We start from the raw sequence: 17914 nt of genomic DNA on the forward strand, positions 1-17914 counted from the left end.
TGGGTGTCGATCCAGCGCGGGGTGGACGGTCAAAGCTTGGTATGACCATGCATTCCGAAGTCGGACATGGGGAGGGATACCTGGAATGGGGGGAGAAATAACCATGAAAAGGGTATTGTTCGACGTCGCGGCCCTGATCGCGCGCGTGGTGACGGGCGTGATCTTCCTTGCTCATGGATGGCAGAAGTGGCAGGGCGGCCTCGGCGCCACCGCACAGGGCTTCAGGGAGTCGGGGATCCCGCTGCCCGAGCTGGCCGCCTCCTACGCGACCGTCGTGGAGACCGTCGGCGGCATCTTCCTCATCCTTGGCCTGCTGGTCAGGCCGGTGGCGTTGCTGCTGCTGATCAACATGCTGGGCGCCATCTTCTTCGTGCACTGGGGGCTCACCCCGTTGTCTTCCGACAACGGCTGGGAGCTGCCGGCCGCACTGGGCACGCTGTGCCTGCTGTTCCTCGTGCTGGGCGGCGGCAGGTTCGGCCTGGACGGCATCGTCCGCACGATGTCGCGCAGGCGTGCCGAACGCCGTGCGGCCGAGGCGGAGCTCGCCGCCCGCGCGCCCGCCAGGCCCGGCACGGCCACGACCGGCACGACGACGACCGGTGCGGCCGGGGGGCCGACGACGCCCGAGCCGGCGCAGCAGGAGCCTCCCCAGGTGCCCCGGCAGCCGAGCGCGCCGAAGGACAGCACGCTCAGCGACAAGGACATGCGGGACATCGACGCCCTGGTCGGCGACGAGCCGCCGCCGCGCCGCGGCGAACCGCCGAAAGGCTGACTCAGCGGGAGGTGAGGTCGCGCAGCGCCTCGATCAGCCGGTCCACGTGCTCCTGCGTGGTGCCGATGCCGATCGAGGCGCGCACCGCTGATGCCGTGCCGTCCTCGCAGCCGCCGCCCGCGTGCACGTCCACCAGGTGACGGACGAACGGGTGCGCGCAGAACTTGCCGTCGCGCACCCCGATGCCATATTCGCCGGACAGCACCTCCGCCACCTCGCGGGCCGGGCGCCCGTCGACGGTGAACGACACGATGCCCACGCGCGGGTGGTCCTCCCCCCACAGGGACAGCTCGCGTACGCCCTCGATCGAGGCGAGACCGGCACGCAGCCGGGCGATCAGCCGCTCCTCCTCCCGCACCAGCGGGGTCCACCCGGTGGCGGTGAGCGCGTCGCAGGCCGCGGCCAGCGCGATGGCGCCGAGCACGTTCGGCGTGCCCGCCTCGTGCCGCGGCTCCGGGTCGTCGTGCCACTCGACGGCGCCGGCCACCGACCGGACCGCGCCCCCGCCCCTCAGGTACGGCTCCGCCTCGGCAAGCCAGTCACGCCGCCCGATCAGCACGCCGGCCCCGAAGGGCGCATAGAGCTTGTGCCCGGAGAAGGCCACGTAGTCGAGATCGAGCGCGGTGAGGTTGAGCCGCCGGTGCGGTACGAGTTGCGCGGCGTCCACCAGGATCCTGGCGCCGTGCCGGTGCGCGATGTGGGCCAGCGCGGCGATGGGCCACAGCTCGCCGGTGACGTTGGAGGCGGCGGTGACCACGAGCAGCTTGGGCCCGTCGATCGCGGCCAGCGCGTCGTCGGCGGCGCGCACGGCCTGGCCGGGGAGGGCGGGCGGCGCCAGCCGTACGGACCGGGGCCAGGGGAGGAGGGAGGCGTGGTGCTCGGTGTCGAAGACCACGGTGGTCGTGCCCTCGGGCAGGCAGCGGGCGAGCAGGTTGGTGGCGTCGGTGGTGTTGCGGGTGAAGATCACGGCGTCGTCCGGCCGGGCGCCGGCGAACGCGCTGACCGTGTGACGGGCCTGCTCGTAGCGGGCGGTGGTGAGCTGGGAGGCGTAGCCCGCGCCGCGGTGGACGCTGGAGTAGGCAGGGAGCGCGGCGGCGACGGCCGCGCTGACCGGCGCGAGACAAGGGGCGCTGGCGGCGTAGTCGAGATTGGCGTAGCTCACCAGCCTGCCGCCCTTGACCGGGACCTTGAGGTCGGCGCCGAGCACGGCGGGGACGCGCCGTTCCTCGGTGGTGGCGGGAGCCTCGTCCGCCCGGACGTGAGCGGACTTGAAGATCGTCAGCGTGGACACGGCAATCCTCCTCGGGGTCGTCGGACCCCTGGAGCAGCCAGCGGAGCCCGCGCTTGCCCGCCACACCTCGTGACGGACCAGGTCTTCACCCGGGGCACCCCGCCGCGGACGCGAGGGTTGCCGGCCAGCTAGCCGGGGCTTGTCGCTGGCACTCATGACCTACGTCAAGGACTATAACCCGTACCAGGGCATGGATCGCAAGCGGGCGAACTTATGGGACAGCTGAGTCGTTGCTACCGGGAGACCCGCCGTCACATGCCTTGGAGGTGCGTAAATGCTGGAATGGGTGGCTGACCCGCAAATCTGGATCGGTTTTCTCACCCTCGTCGCCCTGGAGATCGTGCTGGGGATCGACAACATCATTTTCATCTCCATCCTGGCGGGTAAGCTGCCCCCGGAGCAGCGTGACCGGGCCCGCGTGCTCGGCCTGGCCGCGGCGCTGATCAGCCGCCTGCTCCTGCTGCTCGGGCTGTCGTGGGTGGTACGCCTGACCGATCCGCTGTTCGCGGTCTTCGGCCACGACATCTCGGGACGCGATCTGATCTTGCTCCTGGGCGGCCTGTTTCTGCTGGCCAAGAGCGTCACGGAGATCGGCCACAGCATGGAGGGGCCGCACGGCAAGGACGGCAGGAAGGCCGCGGCGGCCTCCTTCACGTCCGTCATCGTGCAGATCATGGTGCTCGACGTCGTCTTCTCGCTCGACTCCGTGATCACGGCCGTCGGCATGGTCGACGAGCTCGGCGTGATGGTCGCGGCGGTCGTGGTGGCGGTGCTGGTGATGTTGTTCGCCTCCGGGCCGATCAGCAGGTTCGTCGACCGGCATCCGACCATCAAGATGCTGGCGCTGGCGTTCCTCGTGCTGATCGGGGTGATGCTCGTCGCCGAGGGGCTCGGCCAGCACATCCCCAAGGGCTACATCTACTTCGCGATGGCGTTCTCGGTGATCGTGGAGCTGCTGAACATCCGCATGCGCGGCAGGCACGCCAGGCAGCGGGCGTTGGAGGAGGAGACGGAAGAGGGCACTCCCGCGACGGAGGATCCGGCTTCTAAGATGAAATGATGCGCTTTGATCCCTGGAATCCGGATTTCGTGGCTCACCCGTACGGCGTCTACGAAGAGCTGCGGCGCGAGGCCCCGATCAGCTACTTCGAACCGACGAACCAGTGGCTGATCTCGCGCCACGCGGACGTCAACGCGCTGCTCAGAGACCGCCGCCTGGGCCGGTCCTACCTGCACGTGGCCACGCACGAGGAGTTCGGCAGGCCGCCGGAGCCGGAGTTCCAGGAGCCGTTCTGGCGGGTGATCAGGGCAGGCATGCTCGACGTGGAGCCGCCGGTGCACACGAGGCTGCGCCGGCTGGTCTCCAAGGCGTTCACGCCGCGCATGGTCGAGTCGCTGCGCCCCCGCGTGCGCGCCATCGCCCGGGAGCTGGTGGACACGTACGTCGCCAAGGGCGGCGGCGACCTGATCGCCGAGGTCGCCGAGCCGCTGCCGGTCACCGTGATCGCCGAGATGCTCGGCATCCCCGACCAGGACCGCCACCTGCTGCGCCCGTGGTCGGCCGGCATCTGCGGCATGTACGAGCTCAACCCCGCCCCCGACGCCCAGCACGCCGCGGTCCGAGCGGCGGAGGAGTTCGCCGGCTACCTCAGGGCCCTGGCCGCCGAGCGCCGGCCGCGCCCCGGCGACGATCTGATCAGCGCGCTCACCCAGATCGCCGAGCTGACCGAGGACGAGCTGGTCGGCACGTGCGTCCTGCTGCTCAACGCCGGTCACGAGGCCACCGTGAACGTGACGGGCAACGGCTGGTGGTCGCTGTTCAGAAACCCCGCCGAGCTCGTACGGCTGCGCGAGGACCCCTCGCTGCTGCCCACGGCCGTGGAGGAGCTGATGCGCTGGGACACGCCGCTGCAGATGTTCGAGCGCTGGGTGCTGGAGGACATCGAGGTGCACGGCGTGGAGATCCCGCGTGGCGCGGAGGTGGCGTTGTTGTTCGGGTCGGCCAATCGGGACCAGACGGTGTTCGACGACCCTGACAGGCTCGACGTCGGCCGTGCCGACAACCCGCACATATCCTTCGGCGCCGGGATCCACTTCTGCCTGGGAGCGCCGCTGGCCAGGATCGAGCTCATGGAGTCGTTCGGGGCGCTCCTGGACCGCGCGGCCACGCTGGAGCTGCGGCAGGAGCCGGAGTGGAAGCCGGGCTACGTCATCCGCGGCCTGCGGTCCCTGGAGCTCACCGCGACTGGCTGAGCCAGCCGAAGCCGCCGAGACCCGACGGGTCGATCAGCTCGCCCTCCTCGGAGGCTCTGGCCAGGGCGCGCAGGTAGCCGCGCGGATCGGCGTGGGCCAGGTCGGCGGGGGGCCTGGCGCCGGTGATGCCGAGGGCCTTGAGGGCGTCACGCTGTGTGGACAAGGTTGTGGATATCGCCCCGGCTCCGCGGCCGGCCTCCGCGCACGCGTCGAGCGCGACATGCGCCGTGATGTCGCAGGTGCCGTCGGGGACGGGGGTCACGACCGCGCCGTCGCGGTATCCGGTCAGGGTCCCACAGGGCGGACGGTTATCCACAGGATGTGCGTAATCGATGGCGATCGCTCTGCCTTTGACGAGGCGGTCCAGGACCGACGCCCAGGCCCTGTCGCGGGGGCAGCCGATCTCCGCGCGAGCCCCCACCCGGAGCAACGGCCACCATCGTTCGAGCCATTCGCGGTCGGCCGGCGCGGGCGGGCCGCCGAGCCGTTCCTCGCCGGTGCGGACGTCGACCATGAGCAGCCGCGGGCCCTGGGGGGTCTGCTCCACCACGTCGAGCGGGATGTTGTCGAGCCATTCGTTGGCGATGGCCAGCCCGGTGACGGCGGCGGGCAGGTCGGGGCGCCAGCGGATCCGTTCGGGCACGCCCTCTGGCCGGGGGCAGAGGTCGACGGCGGTGATGCGCAGCCGGTCGCGCAGGCCTGGCTCGGCGGCGGCCAGGACCTGGGTGACCAGGGTGCCCTCGCCCGCGCCGATGTCGACCAGATCGAGCACGCCGGGGGAGCCGAGCTCGGCGTCCACCTCGGCGAGCAGCGCCAGCACCGCGTCGGCGAACGCGGGGGAGGCGCTGACCGAGGTGCGGAAGTGGCCCGAAGGGCGTTCGCGGAGGTAGAAGCCCCCCTCGCCGTAGAGCGCGCGCTCCGTCGCGGCGCGCCAGGTGAGCCACATGTCTGGACTATCTCATGACTTTCGCCGGGCACGGTGCGTTATGGAAAGACTACTGAGTGTCCTTGGCTTGGGGTACGGTTGACGCATTGTCACCGAGAGGCCACTTTCCGTTCTCTTGGTCGAGCACGTCCTGCGGCCCTCAAGGCGGCCGCGCAATCGAGAGGAGCCCTCATGCTGAAGAAGGCCATGGTCGTCGCCGGAGCCGTCGCGATGTTGTCCCTCGCCGCCCCCGCGCACGCCGACATCACCAGTGGCGCAGGCGGCATCGCCTCGGGCAACCAGCTGCACCTGCCCATCGCCATCCCGGTCAACGTCTGCGGCAACGCGGTGGCCGTGATCGGCGGGGCCCTCGCCGGCTGCAAGGGCGGCGCCTTCGCCCACGTGCCCAGCCACCACTGAGTGAGGCGAGCCCGGGCCGGCGCAGGCCGGCCCGGGTCCGTCCGGGTCGGTCAGTCGGCGGTCGGCCGGCCCGGTGCACCTCCAAGGGATTCGCATCTTTCGCGGGCGTCGGGTCCAGGTGACTCGGCGCCCGCTGCCATGCGATGAACCCCTCTCCTCATCTCTTCCGACAGGGGGTGCGTTTTTTGTATGCCCTTGTCGCTTTTGTCGTTAACTCAACGCGCGGCAAAGGCACGGTCACATGCTCGGCTCCAGGAGGCCGTTACCCTGGTCGGCAACGCCATCACGAAGAAGAGGCCCGCATCAGCGAGCTGCCGTCCCTGGTCGAGACCCGTGAGCGGCAGTGCGCAGCGGCTTTCTCGTTCGCAGTCGACAGGGGTGAGGTCATGGACGCGGGTGATCGCCCGGCACGGCTGACCGTCGGCGTGCTCGGAGCGGGCAAGGTCGGCTCTGCCCTCGGCGCCGCGCTGGCGCAGGCGGGTCACCGGGTGGTGGCCGCCAGCGGGGTGTCCGACAATTCGCAACGGTGGGCCGCCGACCGGCTCGGCGTCACGCCGGTCCGGCCCGACGAGGTCGTGGCCGCGGCCCAGCTGATCCTGCTCACCGTGCCGGACGACGCGCTGCCCGACCTGGTCAACGGGCTGGCGTCCACGGGGGCCGACCTGCACGGCAAGCTGCTGGCGCACACCAGCGGGGCGTACGGGCTGTCGGTGCTCGACCCGGCGGCCGAGGCCGGCGCCCTGCCGCTCGCGCTGCACCCGGTGATGACGTTCACCGGCCGCGACGACGACCTCAACAAGCTCACCGGCATCTCCTACGGCGTGACCGCGCCCGACGTGCTGCGTCCCATCGCCGAGGCCCTGGTGATCGAGATGGGCGGAGAGCCGGTCTGGATCGCCGACGCCGACCGCCCGCTCTACCACGCGGCGCTGGCGGGAGCGGCCAACCACATGGTCACGCTCATCGCCGAGTCGTCCGACCTGCTCGTACGCATCGGCGTCGACCACCCCGGCCGGATGCTGGGGCCGCTGCTCGGCGCCGCGCTCGACAACGTGCTGCGGCTCGGCATCGCCGGGCTCACCGGCCCCGTGGTGCGCGGCGACGCCGGCACCGTGCGCAAGCACGTCGACGCGCTGATCCTGGCCGCTCCCGAGGCGGCCGACGCCTACATCGCGCTGGCCAGGCTCACGGCCGACCGGGCGCTCGCCGCGGGCCTGCTCAAACCCGAGGAGGCGGAGCGGCTCCTCGACGCGCTGGGGGGCAATATATGGACTTGACGCGCCACGAGGGCGCCGTCGCCTGGAGGAGTGGCACGAAGGGGCATGATGGAGCTGATCGTCGCCAGAAACCGGGAAGACCTGGTCAAGGCGCGTGGTGGTGGCGAGGTGGCCCTGGTGCCGACCATGGGCGCGTTGCACGAGGGGCACAAGGCGCTGATCAGGCAGGCGCGCGCTCGTGCCGATCATGTCGTGGTCAGCATCTTCGTCAATCCTCTGCAATTTGCTCCTAATGAGGATTTTTCGCGTTATCCCCGTACATTCGAGGCGGATCTCGACGCGTGCCGGGCCGAGGGGGTCGACGTCGTCTTCCATCCGGCCGTCGAGGACATGTACGCGCCCGACCGCCAGGTGAGCGTCTCCGCCGGCCGGATGGGCGAGCTCGTCGAGGGCGCGGCGCGGCCCGGTCACTTCGACGGGGTGCTCACCGTGGTGCTCAAGCTGTTCAACGTGGTCCAGCCCGACCGGGCGGTGTTCGGGCAGAAGGACGCCCAGCAACTCGCCCTCATCCGCCGCATGGTCGCCGATCTCGACCTGCCGATCGAGATCCTCGACGTGCCCACCGTGCGCGAGCCCGACGGCCTGGCCCTGTCCAGCCGCAACCGGTTCCTGTCCGACGACGACCGGCGGGTGGCGCTGGCGCTCTCGCGAGCGCTGCGGGCCGGCGCGGCCGAGCTCACGCCGTCCAGGATCCGCGCGGCGGCGCGGGAGGTGCTCGACACGGCGGGGCCCGGCCTTGACGTCGACTACCTGGTCCTCGTCGACCCGGCCACCTTCGCCGAGGTGGACGACTCGTACGTAGGCATGGCCGTGCTCGCGGTGGCCGCCAGGGTCGGGGCGACGCGTCTGATCGACAACGTCAGCGTGACGTTGACCCGCGCCTGAGCCTGCGGGCACCCCGGGGCGAGGCCATCAGGAGCGAGGGGTTATCGTCATAATGACGAGATCGCCCAAGCGAGGAGACCCCCATGAGTGCACCGGCGATTCCCCTGCGTCTGACCGCCCCCGCGCCAGGCTGGACCGTCGAGGCCGACGTGGTCGTCGTGGGGTCGGGCATCGCGGGCCTGACCGCGGCCCTGCGCTACGCCGAGCTGGAGCCGGCGGCCAAGGTCCTGGTCGTGACCAAGGACGTGCTGTCGGCCGGCTCGACCCGGTGGGCCCAGGGCGGCATCGCGGCCGTGCTCCACCCGCAGGACACCCCCGACCAGCACCTGAGCGACACATTGCTCGCCGGGGTGGGGTTGTGCGACGTGGCGGCCGTGCGCACGCTGGTGACGGAGGGGCCGGGCGCGTTGCGGCGGCTCATGGCCCGCGGCGCGCGGTTCGACCGGACCTCCGGCGGCGAGCTCCAGCTCACCAGGGAGGGCGGCCACCGCCGGCGCCGGATCGTGCACGCGGGCGGCGACGCCACCGGCGCGGAGGTGCAGCGGGCGCTCGTCGAGGCGGTCCGCGCGGGATCGATCGAGGTGATCGAGCACGCCCTGATGCTCGACCTGCTCAAGGACGCCGAGGGGCGGGCCAGGGGCGTGACGCTGCACGTCATGGGCGAGGGCGCGCGTGACGGGGTGGGCGCGGTGCGCGCCAGAGCCGTGGTGCTGGCCACGGGCGGCATGGGCCAGGTCTACGCCGCCACGACCAACCCCGCCGTGTCCACCGGCGACGGGGTGGCGCTGGCGCTGCGGGCCGGGGCCGTGGTGCGCGACCTCGAGTTCGTGCAGTTCCACCCGACCGTCCTGTGGCTCGGCCCCGCATCGACCGGGCAGCAGCCGCTGATCTCCGAGGCGGTCAGGGGCGAGGGCGCGTTCCTGGTCGACCACGAGGGCGAACGGTTCATGCGCGGCGAGCATGACCTGGCCGACCTTGCGCCGCGCGACGTCGTGGCCAAGGCGATCATGCGGAGGATTCGCGAGACCGGGCACGAACACGTCTACCTCGACGGCCGCCACTTCGGCCGCGACACGTGGCAGGCCCGCTTCCCCACGATCTACGCCGTCTGCCGCGAGCACGGCATCGACCCGGCCGCCGAGCTGATCCCCGTCGCTCCGGCCGCCCACTACGCCAGCGGCGGTGTCCGTACGGACCTGCGCGGGCGCACCTCCATCGAAGGTTTGTACGCGTGCGGCGAGGTGGCCTGCACGGGCGTGCACGGCGCGAACCGGCTCGCCTCCAACTCCCTGCTCGAAGGCCTCGTCTTCGCCGAGCGCATCGCCGAGGACATCCACCGCGTACGCCCCGAGCCGGGAGAGCCGGTGGACGGGGAGGCGGCGTCCGGGCTGGTGGACCCGCGGACGCGCCCCAGAATTCAGGGCCACATGAGCATGGGAGCGAGCGTCCTGCGCAGCCGCGAGTCCCTGCTCCTCACGGCGAAGGCGCTGCGGGACGCCCGCTGGACACCCGTCGCGGTGCCCGCGTGCACCGAGTCGTGGGAGGCCACCAACCTGCTCACCGTCGCCACCGTGCTCACCGGCGCGGCGACGGCCAGGCTCGAGACCCGTGGCTCGCACTGGCGCGAGGACCACGGCACCCGCGACGACGACGAATGGCTGGGTCACCTGGACGTGACCCTGACGGAGGAGGGCCCGCGCATGACGTACACACCTCATGAGGACGCGAGTTCGCGGCGGATCGGTGACCGCGAGGCCGCGGCGCGGGAGCTGACCGCGGCCGGGCTCGATCCGGTAGCCGTGGACGCGCTGATCGACCGGGCGCTGGAGGAGGACCTGCGGGAGAAGGGCGACGTGACGAGCCTGGCCACCGTCCCGGCCGACCGGCACGCGGTCGCCGACGTGGTGGCCCGCAAGGACGGCATCGTCGCCGGGCTGGCCGTGGCCGAGGCGGTGTTCGTAAGGCTGGGGGCGGACCGCTCGGAGCGCGGGGCCAAGGACGGTGACCGGGTGCGGGCGGGCGACGTGCTGATGACCGTCGAAGGGCCGGTCAGGGCGCTGCTGACGGCCGAGCGCACCGCGCTCAACCTGCTCACGCACCTGTCCGGGGTGGCCACGCTGACGGGCAGGTGGGTCGAGGCGATCAGCGGTACGGCGGCGCGCGTGCGCGACAGCCGCAAGACGCTGCCGGGGCTGCGGGCGCTGGAGAAGTACGCCGTGCGCTGCGGCGGCGGCGTGAACCACCGGATGTCGTTGTCGGACGCCGCCCTGATCAAGGACAACCACGTGGTGGCGGCGGGGGGCGTGGCCGAGGCGTTCAGGGCGGTGCGGGAGCGCTACCCCGACCTGCCGATCGAGGTGGAGGTCGACCGGCTGGACCAGCTGGAGGCCGTGCTGGACGAGGGTGCCGAGGAGATCCTGCTGGACAACTTCACGATCGAGGACACCGCGCGTGCCGTACAAATCGTGAAAAAGCAGGTGGGAAACAGGGTTGCCCTTGAAGCAAGCGGGGGATTGACCTTGGAATCGGCTCGTGATGTGGCTGACACTGGCGTGGACTACCTTGCGGTGGGAGCGCTTACGCACTCGGCGCCGGCCCTGGACATCGCACTTGATCTGCGGGGGTAATTGATGCTGCTCACGATCGACGTCGGCAACACGCACACGGTGCTGGGGCTGTTCGAGGGCGAGGACGTCATCGAGCACTGGCGGCTGGCCACCGACGCCCGCCGCACCGCCGACGAGATCGCGGTCGTGCTGCAGGGTCTGCTGACGCAGTCGCCGCTGCTCAAAGGGGCCGACATCGACGGCATCGCCATCTGCTCCACCGTGCCGAGCGTGCTCAACGAGATGCGCGAGATGTGCCGCCGCTACTACGGTGACGTGACCGCGGTGATCGTGGAGCCGGGCATCCGCACCGGCGTCCCCGTACGCATGGACAACCCCAAGGAGGTCGGCAGCGACCGCATCGTCAACGCGCTGGCGGCCATCGACCAGTACGGCGGCCCGTGCGTCATCGTCGACTTCGGCACCGCGACCTCGTTCGACGCGGTGTCGGCCAAGGGCGAATACGTCGGCGCGGTCACCGCGCCCGGCATCGAGATCTCGGTCGACGCGCTGGCCGCCGCCGGGGCACAACTGCACAAGGTCGAGCTCGTACGCCCCCGCTCGGTGATCGCGAAGAACACCGTCGAGGCCCTGCAGGCCGGCATCATCTACGGCTTCGCCGGCCAGGTCGACGGCATCGTGGAGCGCATCGCCGCGGAGCTGGCCGACGACCCCGACGAGGTGACGGTCGTGGCCACCGGCGGGCACGCGGGGCTGGTGGTGGGCGAGTCGCGCTTGATTGACGTGCACGAGCCGTGGCTGACCCTCATCGGGCTGCGGCTGATCTACCACCGCAACGTGGCGTGAGACCTGGACGAGTCACTGCGGTTCGCCGGATCCCCTACCCTTTGTTGTTGTGAGCGACGAACTTCCCGAGCAGATGTGCATCCGGAGGGAGAAGCTCGACCGCCTTCGCAGCGAGGGCGTCGACCCTTACCCGGTGCTTTTCCCACGCACGGCCACCAACGCCGAGGTCAGGGAGAAATACCAGGGCCTGGAGCCCGACACCGCCACCGGTGACACGGTCTCGGTCGCGGGCCGCGTCATGCTCAACCGCGTGGGCGGCAAGCTCTGCTTCGCCACGCTCCGCGACGGCGGCGCCGACCTGCAGGTCATGATCTCGCTCGACAAGGTGGGCGAGGATTCGCTGGCCCGCTGGAAGCACGACGTCGACCTGGGCGACCACGTGGGCGTGACCGGCGAGGTCATCACCTCGCGCAGGGGCGAGCTGTCCGTGCTGGCCGACAGCTGGCAGATCACCAGCAAGTGCCTGCGCCCGCTGCCGGAGAAGCACGTCGGGCTCACCGATCCGGAGGCCCGGGTCCGCCAGCGCTACGTCGACCTGATCGTCAACGACGACTCGAGGAAGATGGCCAGGGTCCGCAGCGCCACCGTGCGCGCGGTGCGCGACTTCTGGCACGAGGAGGGCTACCTCGAGGTCGAGACGCCGATGTTGCAGCCGATCCACGGCGGCGCCACGGCCCGGCCGTTCAAGACCCACATCAACGCCTACGACATGGAGCTCTATCTCCGCATCGCGATCGAGCTCTATCTCAAGCGGCTCGTGGTCGGCGGCATCGAGAAGGTCTTCGAGATCAACCGAAACTTCCGCAACGAGGGCGCCGACTCGACGCACAACCCCGAGTTCACCATGGTCGAGGCCTACGGCACCTACCTCGACTACAACGGCATCGCCGACCTGACGCAGCGGATGTACCAGAAGGCCGTCGTGGCCGCCCTGGACACCTCGGTGGTCGTGCACGACGGTGTCGAGGTCGACCTGGGCATCCCCGAGTGGCCGCGCGTCACCCTCTACGGCGCGGTGTCCGAGGCCGTCGGCGAGCAGATCACGACCTCGACCTCGCTCGAAGAGCTGCGCAAGATCGCCGACCGGCGCGAGATCCCCTGGGATCCGAAGTGGGGCGCGGGCAAGCTCGTGCAGGAGCTCTTCGAGGCGCTCGTCGAGCACACGATCATCCAGCCCACGTTCGTCATGGACTATCCGCTGGAGACCTCGCCGCTGGCCCGGCAGCACCGCGACGACCCGCTGGTCACGGAGAAGTGGGACCTCATCGGGTTCGGCACCGAGCTGGGCACCGGCTACTCCGAGCTCAACGACCCCATCGAGCAGCGCCGCCGCCTGGTCGAGCAGTCCTTGCTGGCCGCGGGCGGTGACCCGGAGGCCATGCAGCTCGACGAGGACTTCCTGCAGTCGCTCGAATACGCGATGCCGCCGACGGGCGGCATGGGCGCCGGGATCGACCGGATGATCATGGCGTTCACCGGTAAGAACATCCGCGAGACCATCTTGTTCCCCCTGGTCAAGCCCACTCACTGAGGCCACGTGGCATCCCGCCGCACCGGTTGCGGCGGGGTGCTCGCGCGCGCGGCGAGCCGGGCGGGCGCTCCGTCGTGCCGGGGAAGCGGTGACGGACGATCGGCCGTCCTGCCCCGCGATCGGGGCCGGGCTTGTCAGCATCGGGTCAAGACCGCGGGCGAGTGGCGCGCGAGTGTGCGGAGTTCTGCGGGGGACGTCCGGCAGCGCTGGGTCCATCATGACGGTGATGCACGCACAGGCCCGGAAATAAGGTGACTCCTGGCTTGCCGCGTGCCGCCGCCCGTGGTGAAGAGCGGCTGAGCGTTCCCGCCCGCACGTATGGATCATGCAGTAAATCGCGCGCGGATGGATCAAAAACCGGGACGCCGCCCGGACCGGTCGGCGCCGGGCCGGGCCTGACCGAGAGGGCGCGCGGACCGTACGTCGGGCGGCGAGGACCGCCGGCGGACGAGCCCCGGCAACCCGTGGCGGATCATGTCAACGGTGCTGGTCAAGAGCGGCGATCGTCATGCTTGACGACCTTTCCATGATGCGTTTACCGTCTGCGAGGAGCGGCTGTGGCCTGGCTAAGAGGGTCCAGGCCTGCTGTTGGGGGGGAGGGCTCCCGATGGAAGTGCTCACAGAAGGCGTTGAGCTGAGCCATGCGGATCTGGCGTTACTGGCGGAACTCGCCAGAGGAGTCACGGTCGATCGGGTGGGCAGGCGACTGGACATCAGCGGCCGCACCGTACGCCGGAGGTTGCGCGGCATCTGCGACCGCATCGGCGTCGCCACCGCGATCGAGGCCGTGGCGTGGGCGGCACGCCGCCAGCTGATCTAGCGGCACCCGCGCACTGGTGCCCACTCATTGGGCCCGCTCACTGGGCCCGCTCACTGGGCTCGCTCACTGGGCCTTCACGTGCAGAACCTCAGTCGGCGATGCGCACCGCGCCCGCGAACGGCCGCCGTTCGATCGACGCGATCCGCACCACATCACCCGTCCGAGGGGCGTGCACCATCATGCCGCCGCCCAGATAGATGCCCACGTGGTGCAGGTCGCTGTAGAAGAACACCAGGTCGCCTGGACGCATCTCGTCGCGTGAGATGTGCCGCCCGGCCGTCCACTGGTTGCCTGTGTAGTGCGGCAGCGAGATGCCCACCCGCTGGTAGGCCGCCATCACCAGGCCGGAGCAGTCGTAGGAGCCAGGACCCTCTGCTCCCCAGACGTACGGCTTGAGCTGCTGCGTGAGCGCCCACCGTGCCGCCTGCGCGGCCTTTCCGCTGCCCGCGATCGGCAGGTTGACGCGGGTGGCGCGGGTGCCGGGACGACCGGCCTCGCCCAGCGCCCGCCTGAACAGGTTGCTCTCGACCTTGGCGACCAGCTTGCTGATCTTGCCGCGCTTGGCGTCGAGGTCCTTGACGATCTTCTCGACCTCGCTGATGCGGGACTTGGCGCTCGCCCTGGCGCGCTCGGCGGCCTTCCTGGCCTTGGTGAGCTGGTTGAGCTCCTCGCCCTGCCGCTGCTCGATCGCGAACGTGGTCGCGGCGCGGTCGAGGAAGTTGCCGGGGTCCTCGGATGAGGTGAACGCCAGCGCACGGCTCAGACCGCCCGTGATGTAGGCGTTCTGGGCGAGCAGGACGGCCTTGGCACGCTTGGCCGCCAGGTCTGTCTCGCTGGCCGTCAGCGTCTTCTGCGCGGCCTCGGCGGCCTTCTTGGCCGTCTTCAGCTTCTCCCGCTGCCCGTTGTACTGCTCGGTCAGCGTCTCGATCTCGACGTGCATCTTCTCGACCCGCGTGGCGAGGTCTTTGAGCGAGGGCTTGGGGTCGGCGGACGCCGGGACGGTGGGAACCGAGAACAGCAGCGCGGCGACTGTGAAACTCGCCACACCGAGGCGGTGACGCGACAGGGCGCGTTCCGGGGGGCGGGCGTGCTTGCCCGCCGACTTCCTCCCACGGTTGAGCGTGCGCTTCACCAACCAGGCTCCTCTCATAGACGCCTACCGGGTTAGCTGACGGGTTCGGGCCGGAGCAGCCCTACCGAAAAACTCGGATTCACCCCGTGGTGGCGGTCGCCACCGGCGGGTCCCCGGCTTCCCTGAGGGAATTGAGCGTGCTTCCCCCCGCGCGCGACACGCGGGGATCATCGTCGCTGGACACTAATGCACTCCGGGTTCCTGCTCAACCAGAACTGCCAACTCCGTAGAGGTTTCGCAACCGAAGGGTCACGAGGTGGTCTCGGTGCCAGTCGGGCAGGAGTGACCGTATGTGGCGCTTACTCCCGAACGATCGCCCGGCGCGACGCCGTGCTCGCTCGGCCACGAGATGTAACAGGATGGGCGGAGAGATGTGAGTTAGGTCCGAGCCGTAATGACATCTGTACTCTGGAGAGCCATGGAGCAGGTGGCCGAACTGACTGTGCCCGAGACCGCGGTGGTGGTCCGGCGTGCGCGCACGCCGGACGTGCGGGGGGTCAGGCGCCTGGTCGACACCTATGCGGGCGCGGGCTCGCGGCTCCTGAAGAAGGCCACGGTGACGCTGTACGAAGACGTGCAGGAGTTCTGGGTGGCCGAGCGTGGCGGGCAGATCGTCGGCTGTGGCGCGCTCCACGTGCTCTGGGAGGACCTCGCAGAGGTCCGCACGGTGGCCGTCGATCCCGAATGCCGCGGCGCGGGCGTCGGTCACCGGATCGTCTCAGCGCTCATCCAGCAGGCCAAAGATCTTGGTCTGCAACGTGTATTCTGTCTTACTTTTGAGGTCGACTTCTTCGCGAGGCATGGTTTTCGCCGCATCCAGGGCACGCCGGTCTCCCCCGAGGTCTACGCCGAGCTGCTGGCCTCGTATGACGAGGGTGTAGCGGAGTTCCTCGACCTGGAACACGTCAAGCCGAACACCCTGGGCAACACCCGCATGCTGCTCCATCTGTCGTCGGGTGACGCGGACCTTGACCACATGGAAAGGTGATTGTTGATACCTATGTCGATACGTTGGGCAGCACAGGCATGTGTCCTGACACGTGCCACGCGCGCACTCGAAGCGAGGTGACACGGTGAGCACCGGACAGCCGCCGTACCCACAAGACGAATCCGGCGAGAACGCTGCGCCTCCCCACTACGGCCAGCAGGCTCCGGGCCGCCACCCCGGCGAGCCCGACCCCGACGTCACTGTGGTCGGCTACCGGGCGGACGACGCCTACGGGCAACAGCCCCCCTATGGTCAGCAGCAGGGCTATGGCCAGCAACCCCAGTACGGTCAGCAGCAGGGCTACGGCCAGCAGCAGTACGGCCAGCAGCAGGGCTACGGTCAGCAACCTCAGTACGGCCAGCAGCCCCAGTCCCAGCCCGACTACGGCCAGCAGCAGTACGGCCAGCAGCAGGGCTACGGCCAGCAACCCCAGCAGGGCCAGCAGTACGACCAGCAGTACGGTCAGCAGCCGCAGTCCCAGCCCGGCTACGGCCAGCAGCAGGGTTACGGGCAGCAGCAACAGCCCGGCTACGACCAGCAGTACGGCCAGCAGCAGGGCTACGGCCAGCAGCAGGGTTACGGGCAGCAGCAACAGCCCGGCTACGACCAGCAGTACGGCCAGCAGCAGGGCTACGGTCAGCAGCCCCAGTCGGGTCAGCAGTACGACCAGCAGCAGGGCTACGGCCAGCAGCCCCAGTCGGGTCAGCAGTACGACCAGCAGTACGGTCAGCAGGCCCAGTCGGGTCAGCAGTATGACCAGCAGTACGGTCAGCAGCCGCAGTCCCAGCCCGGCTACGGCCAGCAGCAGTACGGCCAGCAGGGCTACGGGCAGCCGCAGCAGTCCCAGCCCGGTTACGCCCAGCCCGGTTACGGCCAGCAGTACGGCGACCAGCAGTACGGCCAGCAGGGCTACGGGCAGCCGCAGCAGGCCGGCTACGGCCAGGCTCCCTACGGCCAGCCGGGTTACGGCCCGGTCGGCGTGCAGCCGCCGGGGGCTCCCGCCCCGCTGGCGGAGTGGTGGCAGCGTCTGGTGGCGCGACTCGTCGACGGCGTCCTGTTCGGCGTCGTGATGTTCGTTGTGTCGCTCCTGCTCACGACGCTGTTCCTGGTCAGCTACGACTCGACCAGCGGCGCCACGTCGGGGATGTTCAGCTCGTTCGCGCTCAACATCGTGCTGGCCATCGTCCTCACCGCCGTCTACGTCGGCTACGACTTCCTCATGCACAAGATGAAGGGTCAGACGGTCGGCAAGATGATCATGGGGATCAAGGTCGTGCCGGTGGGTCAGATGATGCCCCCCGGCGGCCTGCCCGGCGACGCCGCCATCAAGCGGGCCGGCGTGACCTGGGGTGCCTACATCCTCTACTTCCTGCCGTTCGGCACCATGCTGGCGGGCCTCGTCTGCGCCCTGAACGGCGCTTCGATGCTCTGGGACAAGCCGCTGCAGCAGACGTTCGCGGACAAGTTCGCGAACACCGTGGTGGTCAAGATCAAGTAATCGGCAGAACCGCGAAACAGGGGCCGGCTTCCCGTCGGCCTCTGTTTTGTATGTGAGGGTAGGTGCGGAATGTAGGGCTCTCCGCCGTCGATGTCGCGAGGTGAGGGTTATGGCCGGGACGTCGCCGTGGGCGGACGCGGTGCCCGCGGAATGGTGGGAACGGCTGGCTGCCCGGCTCATTGAAGCGCTCGTCTTCGGCGTCGCCTATTACATTCTGTTCATTGCGCTATGGGCTGTCTTCCGGACTGTCGGCATGATGGAGGTGTTCGACGGCCGGCTGCCCGGAGTGCTCGCGTGGGCGGTCGCGGGGCTGGGTTATACGGGCTACGACTGGTGGGCGCATTGGCGGCACGGGCGCACGTTCGGCCAGGCGATCATGCGGATCCGCCTGGCGCCGCGGGATGTTCCGGCCCGTGCTCTGCTCAAACGCTCCCTGGTCTATCCGGGACCTGTCATGCTCATGGGCATTCCGGTGGCCAATCTGGTGGCCGGAATGCTGCTGTTCGGTGTCGGTATGCTCATCCTGATCGACAAGCCGCTTGAGCGCGGGCCGCATGACAGACTGGCCGGAACGCGCGTGGTTAAAGATCTTCGCTGAGCCATCCGCACCTGCACGGATGTCTTTTCGCAAAATTTTCCCATGATCCGGTAAGGAGCCTGGAGAGACTGGCATTAGGCTATGGGGCGTCCGGGTTGCCGGATGTTGGTG

General features: G+C 69.8%; 16 protein-coding genes and 2 riboswitches. Of the genes, 13 read left to right on the forward strand and 3 right to left on the reverse strand.

Going from position 1 to position 17914, the window contains the following annotated elements; all coding sequences use genetic code 11:
* The first annotated feature begins 103 nt into the window (after positions 1-103).
* Entirely contained in the window at positions 104-772 is a 669-nt protein-coding gene (locus ACZ6SA_RS18635; RefSeq protein ID WP_465829180.1) for a DoxX family protein, read from the forward strand.
* 1 nt (position 773) lies between these two features.
* Here ACZ6SA_RS18635 and ACZ6SA_RS18640 read toward each other — a convergent pair whose 3' ends face one another.
* The gene (locus tag ACZ6SA_RS18640; protein ID WP_465829182.1) at positions 774-2063 is read right to left on the reverse strand and encodes an aminotransferase class V-fold PLP-dependent enzyme; all 1290 of its coding nucleotides are present in this window, start codon (positions 2061-2063) and stop codon (positions 774-776) included.
* Between the two features lie 44 nt (positions 2064-2107).
* Positions 2108-2223, reverse strand: a riboswitch (SAM riboswitch).
* A 126-nt stretch (positions 2224-2349) separates the two neighbouring features.
* On the opposite strand from ACZ6SA_RS18640, the gene ACZ6SA_RS18645 reads away from it, so the two are divergent.
* Complete coding sequence (locus tag ACZ6SA_RS18645) at positions 2350-3123, forward strand: TerC family protein (protein ID WP_465829184.1); 774 nt, start codon at positions 2350-2352, stop codon at positions 3121-3123.
* A complete protein-coding gene (locus ACZ6SA_RS18650) occupies positions 3123-4316 on the forward strand; it encodes a cytochrome P450 (protein WP_465829186.1) in 1194 nt (397 codons plus the stop codon). The genes ACZ6SA_RS18645 and ACZ6SA_RS18650 overlap by 1 nt, the downstream gene beginning before the upstream one ends.
* Here ACZ6SA_RS18650 and ACZ6SA_RS18655 read toward each other — a convergent pair.
* Positions 4300-5262 (reverse strand): SAM-dependent methyltransferase, encoded by a 963-nt coding sequence (locus ACZ6SA_RS18655; RefSeq protein WP_347648006.1) that lies wholly within the window; start codon positions 5260-5262, stop codon positions 4300-4302. The genes ACZ6SA_RS18650 and ACZ6SA_RS18655 overlap by 17 nt on opposite strands.
* A gap of 171 nt (positions 5263-5433) precedes the next feature.
* Here ACZ6SA_RS18655 and ACZ6SA_RS18660 point away from each other — a divergent pair, with 171 nt between their 5' ends.
* The 7 genes from ACZ6SA_RS18660 (at position 5434) to ACZ6SA_RS18690 (ending at position 13587) form a co-directional block, all read left to right on the forward strand.
* On the forward strand, positions 5434-5661 hold the full coding sequence (locus tag ACZ6SA_RS18660; protein WP_132510477.1) for a chaplin family protein: 228 nt from the start codon (positions 5434-5436) through the stop codon (positions 5659-5661).
* 386 nt (positions 5662-6047) lie between these two features.
* Positions 6048-6938 (forward strand): Rossmann-like and DUF2520 domain-containing protein, encoded by an 891-nt coding sequence (locus ACZ6SA_RS18665; protein ID WP_347648005.1) that lies wholly within the window; start codon positions 6048-6050, stop codon positions 6936-6938.
* 48 nt (positions 6939-6986) lie between these two features.
* Complete coding sequence (gene panC, locus ACZ6SA_RS18670; RefSeq protein ID WP_465829517.1) at positions 6987-7823, forward strand: pantoate--beta-alanine ligase; 837 nt, start codon at positions 6987-6989, stop codon at positions 7821-7823.
* Positions 7824-7906: 83 nt separating this feature from the next.
* Positions 7907-10450, forward strand: coding sequence for an L-aspartate oxidase (locus ACZ6SA_RS18675; RefSeq protein WP_465829189.1), 2544 nt, complete (start codon positions 7907-7909; stop codon positions 10448-10450).
* 3 nt (positions 10451-10453) lie between these two features.
* Positions 10454-11236, forward strand: a complete 783-nt coding sequence (locus ACZ6SA_RS18680; protein ID WP_347648003.1) for a type III pantothenate kinase — start codon at positions 10454-10456, stop codon at positions 11234-11236.
* A gap of 49 nt (positions 11237-11285) precedes the next feature.
* A complete protein-coding gene (gene lysX / locus ACZ6SA_RS18685; protein WP_465829192.1) occupies positions 11286-12767 on the forward strand; it encodes a bifunctional lysylphosphatidylglycerol synthetase/lysine--tRNA ligase LysX in 1482 nt (493 codons plus the stop codon).
* Positions 12768-13374: 607 nt separating this feature from the next.
* Positions 13375-13587, forward strand: a complete 213-nt coding sequence (locus tag ACZ6SA_RS18690) for a helix-turn-helix domain-containing protein (protein WP_347619962.1) — start codon at positions 13375-13377, stop codon at positions 13585-13587.
* A gap of 88 nt (positions 13588-13675) precedes the next feature.
* Here ACZ6SA_RS18690 and ACZ6SA_RS18695 read toward each other — a convergent pair whose 3' ends face one another.
* Complete coding sequence (locus ACZ6SA_RS18695; protein WP_347648001.1) at positions 13676-14719, reverse strand: C40 family peptidase; 1044 nt, start codon at positions 14717-14719, stop codon at positions 13676-13678.
* 6 nt (positions 14720-14725) lie between these two features.
* Positions 14726-14867: riboswitch (cyclic di-AMP (ydaO/yuaA leader) on the reverse strand.
* A 270-nt stretch (positions 14868-15137) separates the two neighbouring features.
* Here ACZ6SA_RS18695 and ACZ6SA_RS18700 point away from each other — a divergent pair.
* The 3 genes from ACZ6SA_RS18700 to ACZ6SA_RS18710 all read left to right on the forward strand — a co-directional run bounded on the left by ACZ6SA_RS18700 (position 15138) and on the right by ACZ6SA_RS18710 (position 17803).
* Positions 15138-15707: an amino-acid N-acetyltransferase gene (locus tag ACZ6SA_RS18700; protein ID WP_347648000.1), complete on the forward strand. Its 570-nt coding sequence runs from the start codon at positions 15138-15140 to the stop codon at positions 15705-15707.
* A gap of 85 nt (positions 15708-15792) precedes the next feature.
* Entirely contained in the window at positions 15793-17205 is a 1413-nt protein-coding gene (locus ACZ6SA_RS18705; protein ID WP_465829194.1) for an RDD family protein, read from the forward strand.
* Positions 17206-17314: 109 nt separating this feature from the next.
* Positions 17315-17803: an RDD family protein gene (locus ACZ6SA_RS18710; RefSeq protein ID WP_347647998.1), complete on the forward strand. Its 489-nt coding sequence runs from the start codon at positions 17315-17317 to the stop codon at positions 17801-17803.
* The last annotated feature ends 111 nt before the right edge of the window (positions 17804-17914 follow it).

The organism is Nonomuraea sp. NPDC049378 (genome assembly GCF_055586745.1).

What these genes read in the sequence shown, in the direction of transcription:
- ACZ6SA_RS18635 (WP_465829180.1), top strand. Translation starts at nt 104, where the DNA reads ATGAAAAGGGTATTGTTCGACGTCGCGGCCCTGATCGCGCGCGTGGTG.
- ACZ6SA_RS18650 (WP_465829186.1), top strand. Translation starts at nt 3,123, where the DNA reads ATGCGCTTTGATCCCTGGAATCCGGATTTCGTGGCTCACCCGTACGGC.
- ACZ6SA_RS18655 (WP_347648006.1), bottom strand. Translation starts at nt 5,262, where the DNA reads ATGTGGCTCACCTGGCGCGCCGCGACGGAGCGCGCGCTCTACGGCGAG.
- ACZ6SA_RS18660 (WP_132510477.1), top strand. Translation starts at nt 5,434, where the DNA reads ATGCTGAAGAAGGCCATGGTCGTCGCCGGAGCCGTCGCGATGTTGTCC.
- ACZ6SA_RS18665 (WP_347648005.1), top strand. Translation starts at nt 6,048, where the DNA reads ATGGACGCGGGTGATCGCCCGGCACGGCTGACCGTCGGCGTGCTCGGA.
- panC (WP_465829517.1), top strand. Translation starts at nt 6,987, where the DNA reads ATGGAGCTGATCGTCGCCAGAAACCGGGAAGACCTGGTCAAGGCGCGT.
- ACZ6SA_RS18675 (WP_465829189.1), top strand. Translation starts at nt 7,907, where the DNA reads ATGAGTGCACCGGCGATTCCCCTGCGTCTGACCGCCCCCGCGCCAGGC.
- ACZ6SA_RS18680 (WP_347648003.1), top strand. Translation starts at nt 10,454, where the DNA reads ATGCTGCTCACGATCGACGTCGGCAACACGCACACGGTGCTGGGGCTG.
- ACZ6SA_RS18690 (WP_347619962.1), top strand. Translation starts at nt 13,375, where the DNA reads ATGGAAGTGCTCACAGAAGGCGTTGAGCTGAGCCATGCGGATCTGGCG.
- ACZ6SA_RS18700 (WP_347648000.1), top strand. Translation starts at nt 15,138, where the DNA reads ATGGAGCAGGTGGCCGAACTGACTGTGCCCGAGACCGCGGTGGTGGTC.
- ACZ6SA_RS18710 (WP_347647998.1), top strand. Translation starts at nt 17,315, where the DNA reads ATGGCCGGGACGTCGCCGTGGGCGGACGCGGTGCCCGCGGAATGGTGG.